Origin of the sequence: Streptomyces sp. FH025 (assembly GCF_017427025.1) — a bacterium.
In the GTDB taxonomy this organism is placed as follows: Bacteria; Actinomycetota; Actinomycetes; order Streptomycetales; family Streptomycetaceae; genus Kitasatospora.
This window is the reverse complement of the sequence record NZ_JAFLNG010000799.1, coordinates 1-3,171: the sequence shown is the minus strand read 5'-3', so window position 1 is coordinate 3,171 and position 3,171 is coordinate 1. Positions and strand designations below refer to the sequence as shown.

The following is a 3,171-nucleotide window of genomic DNA, read 5'->3' as shown; positions in this document are numbered from 1 at the left end:
TCACCAGTGCCCGCACCGGCACGCCGACCCGGCGCAGCCGACGCAGTTCGCGCAGCCCGACGACTCCGGCGAGGTAGGCGACCACGCCGCCCAGCGCACCGAACACCACCACGGCGAAACCGGCCGTCCCGCCCACCGCGCCTCCCAGCCCGAGACTCCCCCCCCGGAGCCCAGTATCACGCACTCGCGAGCGTCACACCTCGGTGAGCGGGACGGTCGGGTCGGCCAGTGCCTTGGCGTCCACCACCCGCCCCGAGCGCACCAGTTCGCGGATCGGGTCAGTGACGTCCCAGACGTTGACGTTCATCCCCGCGAGGACCCGGCCGCCGGAGAGCCAGAAGGCGATGAACTCGCGGGTGGCCGGGTCCCCGCGGAACACCACCTGGTCGTAGCCGCCCGGCTCGACGTAGCCGACGTACTCCATGCCGAGGTCGTACTGGTCCGTGAAGAAGTAGGGAATGCGGTCGTACACCGCGTCCGGCTGCCCGAGCAGGGAGCGGGCGGCGGTCTGCGGCTGGTTGAGGGCGTTGGCCCAGTGCTCGACCCGGATGTGCTTGCCGAACAGCGGGTGGTAGGCGTTGGCGACGTCGCCGGCCGCGTAGACGTCCGGGTCCGAGGTGCGCAGGTGCTCGTCGGTCCTGATGCCGTTGTCGAGTTCCAGCCCGGCCGCCTCGGCCAGGCCGGTGGCGGGGGAGATGCCGATGCCGACCACCACCGCGTCGGCCGCCACCTCGGTGCCGTCGCCGAGCCGCACCCCGCTCACCGTGCCGCCGGAGCCGGTCAGTTCGGTCACCTGGACGCCGAAGCGCAGGTCCACGCCGTGGTCGCGGTGCAGGTCGGCGAAGACCTGGGCGACCTCCCGGCCCAGCACCCGCAACAGCGGCAGTTCGGCCGCCTCCAGCACCGTCACCTCGGCGCCCGCCTCCCGGGCCGCGGCCGCCACCTCCAGGCCGATCCAGCCCGCGCCGATCACCGCGATCCGGGCGCCGGGGCGCAGCGCCTCCTTGATCCGGTCACTGTCCTCGACCCGGCGCAGGTAGAGCACGCCGTCCTGGTCCGCGCCGGGCACCGGCAGCCTGCGCGGTACCGAGCCGGTGGTCAGCAGCAGCTTGGCGTACTCGACCTGGCCGTCGTCGGCGAGCGTCACGGTGTGCGCGGCCGGGTCGATCGCGACGACCGCGATGCCCAGGCGCAGCGTGACGTCGTGCTCGGCGTACCACTGCGGCGGGTGGACGTAGATCTTGTCCCTGGGCTCCTTGCCGAGAAGGTAGCCCTTGGACAGCGGCGGCCGTTCGTACGGGAGCTCGTGCTCCTCGCCGATCAGGACGATGCCGCCCCGGTACCCGGCCTCGCGCAGTGCCTCCGCCGCCTTGGCGCCGCCGAGCGACGCCCCGACGATGACGATCGGGCGCTCGCGCCCGCCGCCCGCTCCGGTCGTACCGGTGGTATCCGTGCCCGCCATGCCCAACTCCTCGCTCTACGGCCGTGATTCACTGCCAGCCTGCCGCCGTTCGGGTGGCATGTCGAGACCGCGCCGGGCGCGCCGCGCCGTGCTCGCCCGTACGGGTGAACGCGGGGTCTCACGCGGTCATCGCGTCCCTGACCAGCGCGGTGTCGGTGAACTGCTCGAAGCGGACGATCCGGCCGCCGCGCACCGTGAAGTGGTGGGCCATCCGGACCGCGAGCGGCGCGCGGGTGGTCCGGTGGACGGCCGTGTAGCGGCCCAGCACGACCACCTCCTCGCCGTCCACCACGTAGGTGTCGTCGTGCGCCGTCCAGTTGTCCCACTCGGCGGCCAGGCGCTCCATCACGTTGCCGGTGACGCCCTTGGGGGTGCGGTAGGTGCCGGCCAGCGGGAAGCCGGCCATCTCCGTCCACTCGACGTCCTCGGCGAGCGTGGCGCGCAGTGCCGCCAGGTCGCCCCGGGCGGAGGCCAGGTACTGGCGGCGGACCACGTCCGCGGGGGCGGGCGACTCGGCGAACGAGGCGACGTCCCGGGGGATCTCGATCATCGCGTGCTCATTTCCGTCACTTCCGGTCCATCACTTCCGGTCCGTCATTTCCAGGCCATTTCGCCCATGACCACCTTGGTGCCGAGGTCGACCGCGATCCTCAGCCCGAGCTGCGGGAAGCGCCGCTCCAGCGCCTCCTTGGCGGCGGTCGCGTCCGGGGCCCGGCCGATCTCGGTCTCGAAGGCCCGCAGGTAGGCGCGGGTGTGGTCGACGGCGTTGAGGTCGGTGGGCGCCCCGGCGGTGCGGTGGCCGGCCGCGACCCAGGTCGGGTGGAGCGCCTCGATGCCGTCCAACAGGTCGATCCAGGCGGCCCGTTGGGCGGAGGTCGGGGTGTCGGCCGTCCACACGTGCAGGCCCTCGAAGAGCAGCACCCCGCCGAGCACCGCGCGGTGGTGGTGCTGCCACAGGTAGTGCCGGTCGGGCAGGTGGAAGTCGGCGCCGCGCACCTCGAACCGGTGCCCCTCGAAGACGAGTTCGTCCCCGTGCAGCACCTCGGGCCGGACCAGCCGGGTGGCCAGCTCGGGCCCGAGGCGGGACCAGGCGCGCAGCTTGGCGTCGAAGGTCTCCTGGATGTGCTCGACGGTCGAGGCGGTGGCCAGGAAACGGGCCTGCGGGAAGGCGTCCTGCACCTCCTGGGCGCCGAAGTAGAAGTCCGGGTCGCCGTGGCTGATGAAGACGGTGGTCAGCCGCTTGCCGCTGGCCCGGATCCGCTCGACCAGGCGGCGTCCGTCGGAGCGGGTGAACCCGGCGTCCACCAGCAGGGCGTGGTCGGGGCCGGTGACCAGGACGGAGGTCTTGTTGAGCGAGCTGTCGGGGGAGTCGATGATCTCGAAGTCGAGTGCGCTCATGTTGCAGACATCCTTCCTCGGGCCGGACACGCCTCGCCGCCAGCATCGGTGCTGCGCCCCCGGCCCGCATCCGGAGCGCTGGTCACCGATGCCCCTACTCCGCCGGCCCCAGCCGCAGCACCGCCAGCGCCCCGAGCGCCGTGGTGGCCGCCAGGGAGGCCCACAGCAGCCCCGGCCCGGCGGCCAGCAGCGCCGTCAGCACGGCCGGCGCCGCCGCCCGGCCGACCCCCATCGACAGCTCCCAGCGCGCCAGCGCCCGCCCGAGCAGGTGCGGCGGGGCCGAGGCCGTCACCAGGGCCGTACCCGAGCCG

At 73.4% G+C, this 3,171-nt stretch carries 3 protein-coding genes and 1 pseudogene; all 4 read right to left on the bottom strand.

Features of this window, described 5'->3' with window-relative positions; translation table 11 throughout:
* Nucleotides 1-193 precede the first annotated feature (193 nt).
* A complete protein-coding gene (locus tag J0670_RS34040) occupies nt 194-1,462 on the bottom strand; it encodes an NAD(P)/FAD-dependent oxidoreductase (protein ID WP_207816197.1) in 1,269 nt (422 codons plus the stop codon).
* Nucleotides 1,463-1,580: 118 nt separating this feature from the next.
* The gene (locus J0670_RS34035; protein ID WP_207816195.1) at nt 1,581-2,012 is read right to left on the bottom strand and encodes a nuclear transport factor 2 family protein; all 432 of its coding nucleotides are present in this window, start codon (nt 2,010-2,012) and stop codon (nt 1,581-1,583) included.
* A gap of 44 nt (nt 2,013-2,056) precedes the next feature.
* On the bottom strand, nt 2,057-2,860 hold the full coding sequence (locus tag J0670_RS34030; RefSeq protein WP_207816193.1) for an MBL fold metallo-hydrolase: 804 nt from the start codon (nt 2,858-2,860) through the stop codon (nt 2,057-2,059).
* Nucleotides 2,861-2,954: 94 nt separating this feature from the next.
* Nucleotides 2,955-3,171: pseudogene (locus tag J0670_RS34025) on the bottom strand (MFS transporter); the annotation flags it as partial.